Source organism: Tissierellales bacterium, from assembly GCA_035301805.1.
GTDB lineage: Bacteria > Bacillota > Clostridia > Tissierellales > DATGTQ01 > DATGTQ01.
This window is the reverse complement of the sequence record DATGTQ010000008.1, coordinates 1-4,354: the sequence shown is the minus strand read 5'-3', so window position 1 is coordinate 4,354 and position 4,354 is coordinate 1. Positions and strand designations below refer to the sequence as shown.

General features: G+C 33.1%; 5 protein-coding genes. All 5 read left to right on the top strand.

What is annotated here, in order from left to right; translation table 11 throughout:
* Positions 1-1,101 (top strand): anaerobic ribonucleoside-triphosphate reductase (nrdD, locus tag VK071_00270; protein HLR33749.1); only part of this gene is annotated, 1,101 nt, incomplete at its 5' end.
* A complete protein-coding gene (gene nrdG, locus VK071_00265; GenBank protein ID HLR33748.1) occupies positions 1,095-1,559 on the top strand; it encodes an anaerobic ribonucleoside-triphosphate reductase activating protein in 465 nt (154 codons plus the stop codon). The genes nrdD and nrdG, both read left to right, overlap by 7 nt.
* A 33-nt stretch (positions 1,560-1,592) precedes the next feature.
* A complete protein-coding gene (locus VK071_00260; protein HLR33747.1) occupies positions 1,593-1,736 on the top strand; it encodes a hypothetical protein in 144 nt (47 codons plus the stop codon).
* 197 nt (positions 1,737-1,933) lie between these two features.
* The gene (locus VK071_00255; protein HLR33746.1) at positions 1,934-3,256 is read left to right on the top strand and encodes a sodium-dependent transporter; all 1,323 of its coding nucleotides are present in this window, start codon (positions 1,934-1,936) and stop codon (positions 3,254-3,256) included.
* A gap of 42 nt (positions 3,257-3,298) precedes the next feature.
* Positions 3,299-4,354, top strand: a 1,056-nt coding sequence (locus tag VK071_00250; GenBank protein ID HLR33745.1) for a tryptophanase, incomplete at its 3' end; no start/stop codon positions are given.

The following is a 4,354-nucleotide window of genomic DNA, read 5'->3' as shown; positions in this document are numbered from 1 at the left end:
AATTATGATTTATTTAAATTAGCTTGTAAAGTAAGTGCAAAAAGATTGTTTCCAAACTTCTCATTTTTAGATGCACCGTATAATTTACAATATTATAGGCCTGGAGATCCAAAGACGGAAATGGCATATATGGGATGTAGGACGCGGGTTGCAGCTAATAACTATGATAAGACCAAAGAAATTATTTCTGGAAGAGGAAATTTAAGCTTTACTACTATTAATTTACCACGCTTAGGGCTTAAAAATGTAGGAGATAAAGAAAGTTTCTTTAGGGATTTAGATAAGACTATAGATATAGTTATAGGTCAATTATTAGAAAGATTTGAGATTCAAGCTAGTAAAAAAGTTAAAAATTATCCTTTTCTAATGGGGCAGGGAGTATGGTTAGATTCAGATAAATTAGATAATGAAGATGAAGTAAGAGAAGTAATAAAACATGGAACATTAACTACAGGCTTTATAGGATTAGCAGAATGTTTAAAAGCTTTAATAGGGGAGCATCATGGTGAAAGTGAAGAGGCACAAGAACTAGGACTAGAAATAATAGGACATATGAGAAAAAGAATGGATGAAGCTAGTAAAAAATATAATATGAATTTTTCTTTAATAGCTACACCAGCAGAAGGTACTGCCGGGCGTTTTGTTGGAATGGATAGAGAAATTTTTGGAGAAATTGAAGGCGTAACAGACAGGGAATACTATACAAATAGTTTCCACGTGCCTGTATATTATGAAACTAATTCTTTTAATAAAATAAATTTAGAAGCACCTTACCATGAGTTAACTAATGGTGGGCATATTACTTATGTAGAATTAGATGGAGATCCAAGCCAAAATTTAGAGGCATTTGAAAAGATAGTTAGAGCTATGAAAGAGGCAGGAGTAGGTTATGGTTCTATTAATCATCCTGTTGATAGGGATCCGGTATGTGGATATACTGGAATTATAGGGGATGAATGTCCTAAATGTGGTAGAGAAGAAGAGGATATTAAGTTCCAAAGGATTCGTCGTATAACTGGTTATTTAGTAGGAACCCTAGATAGATTTAATGATGCAAAAAAAGCTGAAGAAAAGGATAGGGTGAAACATTTCTCATGCTAAGAATTGCAGGTATTAATAAAGAATCTATTGTAGATGGACCAGGTATAAGGTTAGTAGTATATACTCAAGGTTGTAAGCATAATTGTGTTGGATGCCATAATCCGGAGACTCATTCCTTTGATGGAGGGCAATTAATATCTATATATGAAATATTTAATATGATAAAGGGAAATCCACTATTAGACGGGATTACATTTAGTGGAGGGGAACCTTTTGAACAGGCGGAGAAGGTAGCTATTTTAGGAGAAAAGGTTAAAAAAACAGGTTTAAATGTTGTCACATATACAGGATATATCTATGAGGAAATACTTGGACAATTACCTGAGAATAAATCTTGGAAAAGATTATTAAACTGTACAGATATTTTAATAGATGGTCCTTTTCAAATAGATAAAAAAAGTTTAGAATTAAAATTTAGAGGTTCTTCAAATCAAAGAATAATAGAAGTGAGTCACTAGGGAAGGTCTGAGACCACTGAAATAACCGATGAAATGAAAATAGCTGCAGCTTATGCAATTGGAAATATGGTTAGTGGGGAAGAAGTAAGAGAAAATTTTATTATTCCTGATGCTTTAAACAGAAATGTAGCCAAGGAAGTTGAAAAAGCCGTAAAAAATGCAGCAGTGAGTTGGTAGGGACGGTCCTAACCGACTCACTTTTTTATTTGATATGAATTACAGAATATGAATATAATAAAAATTTACTCATAATTTATAAATAGATATAAAAAAACTTGCAGTTTTATGACTTTATAGATAAACTAAACTAATAGCTTTAATATATTAACTAGATGGAGTGTAAAGAATATAATCTGATAAGTTAGGAGGTCAAGATGGAAGGAAATAATAAGGATTACAGTAAATTTGGTTCAAAATTTGGATTCATACTATCATGTGTTGGTTCAGCAGTAGGTATGGCTAATATTTGGGCTTTTCCTTATAGGTTAGGGAAATATGGAGGAGCCGCATTTTTATTAGTTTATTTATTTTTTATTGCTTTATTTTCATATGTTGGATTATCTGCTGAATTTGCCATTGGTAGAAGGTCAAAAACTGGCACTCTTGGTTCTTATGAATATGCCTGGGAGTCTAGAAATAAAGGAAAATTTGGTCGTAAACTAGGTTGGATACCTTTACTAGGGTCTATGGGAATAGCCATAGGATATGCTATAATAGTAGGGTGGGTACTTAGATCATTAGCAGCTTCAATGACAGGTTCATTGTTTCAAATTGATTCGGCGGAGTTTTTCTCTCAAGCGGCAGGTAGTTTTGGGAGTTTACCATGGCATATTATGATAGTCATTGTTACATTAATGACACTTATGCTAAGTGCTAAAAGTATTGAGAAGTCTAATAAAATAATGATGCCAACCTTCTTTATATTATTTATTATACTAGCCATTAGAGTTGCATTTTTACCAGGGGCAATTGAAGGCTATAAATATTTATTTATTCCCGATTGGTCATTTTTAGGTAATCCTATGACTTGGGTTATGGCTATGGGGCAAGCATTTTTCTCTCTATCTGTAACTGGTAGTGGTATGATTGTATATGGAGCTTATCTAGATGACAAAGAGGATATAGTCCATGTAGCAACATTGACAGCTGTATTTGATACAATTGCGGCAGTAATTTCCGCTCTTGCAATTATTCCAGCTTGTTTTGCTTTTAATATTCCACCAAATGCAGGACCACCGCTAATGTTCATTGTTATACCAAAGATACTAGGGCAGATTCCAGCGGGGAGATTTTTTGCTATATTATTTTTCTTATCAGTGGTATTTGCAGGAATTAGTTCTCTTCAAAATATGTTTGAAGTTGTAGCAGAGTCATTAGAAAATAGATTTAAATTAAATAGAAAAAAGGTTCTTGTATTATTGGCAATAGTATGTTTAGGCATAGGAATATTTATAGAGGCTGAACCTAAGGTTGGAATGTGGATGGATGCAGTTTCTATATATGTTATTCCGTTTGGTGCCGTTTTAGGAGCATTTTCTTGGTATGTAATTCTAGATAAAGAAGAGCTGCTAAATGAGTTAAACAAAGGCAGTCAAAAAACATATGGTGATACTCTTGTTAAAATAGGAAAATACGCCTATGTTCCAATAGCAGTGGCAGTATTTATATTGGGAATAGTATTTGGAGGTATAGGCTAAAACTTTTAATTATAAATATTAAATAAATAGGGGGTATTTATAATGGAAAAGAAATACATGCCAGAACCGTATAAGGTAAAAATGGTAGAACCTTTAACAATTTTACCAAGAGAAGAAAGAATTGAAGCTATGAAGAAAGCAGGTTATAATACATTCTTATTGAATTCAGAAGATGTATATATTGACTTGCTAACTGATAGTGGGACAAATGCTATGAGTGACAGACAATGGGCAGGACTTATGGTAGGAGATGAAGCCTATGCAGGAAGTGAAAACTTCAAACATTTAGAAAAGACAGTAGAAGATATTATGGGCTTTAAATATGTAGTGCCAACCCACCAAGGTAGGGGTGCTGAAAATCTATTATCACAGATTTTAGTAAAACCAGATACCTATATACCAGGAAATATGTATTTTACTACTACAAGGGCTCACCAAGAAATGAATGGTGGTACATTTGTAGACGTAATTATTGACCATGCTCATATTTCAGACAATCCAGATGTACCTTTTAAAGGGAATATTGATTTGAAAAAATATGAAGATTTAATTAATAAGGTTGGAGCGAAAAATATTCCTTATATCTGTGTAGGGGTAACTGTAAATTTAGCGGGTGGCCAACCAGTAAGTATGAAAAATTTAAGAGAAGTTTATGAGTTATCTAAAGAACATGGAATTAGAGTAATGTTTGATTGTACCAGGTATGTAGAAAATGCATATTTTATTAAAGAAAGAGAAGAAGGATATCAAGACAAAACCATTGCAGAAATAGTTAAAGAGATGTTTTCTTATGCAGATGGGGCTACAATGTCTGGTAAAAAAGATGGTATTGTAAATACAGGTGGATTTTTAGCTATGAATGAAGAAGAGCTATATCATAAGGCTACAGCTTTAGTGGTAGTATATGAAGGTATGCCAAGCTATGGTGGTATGACAGGTAGGGATATGGAAGCCTTTGCTATAGGATTGAAAGAAGCTTTAGACTATAATTATATTAAACATAGAGTAGAACAAGTTGAATATTTAGGAAATAAATTAATTGAAGCTGGAATACCTATTGTTAGGCCAATAGGGGGCCATGCGGTATTCTTAGATGCT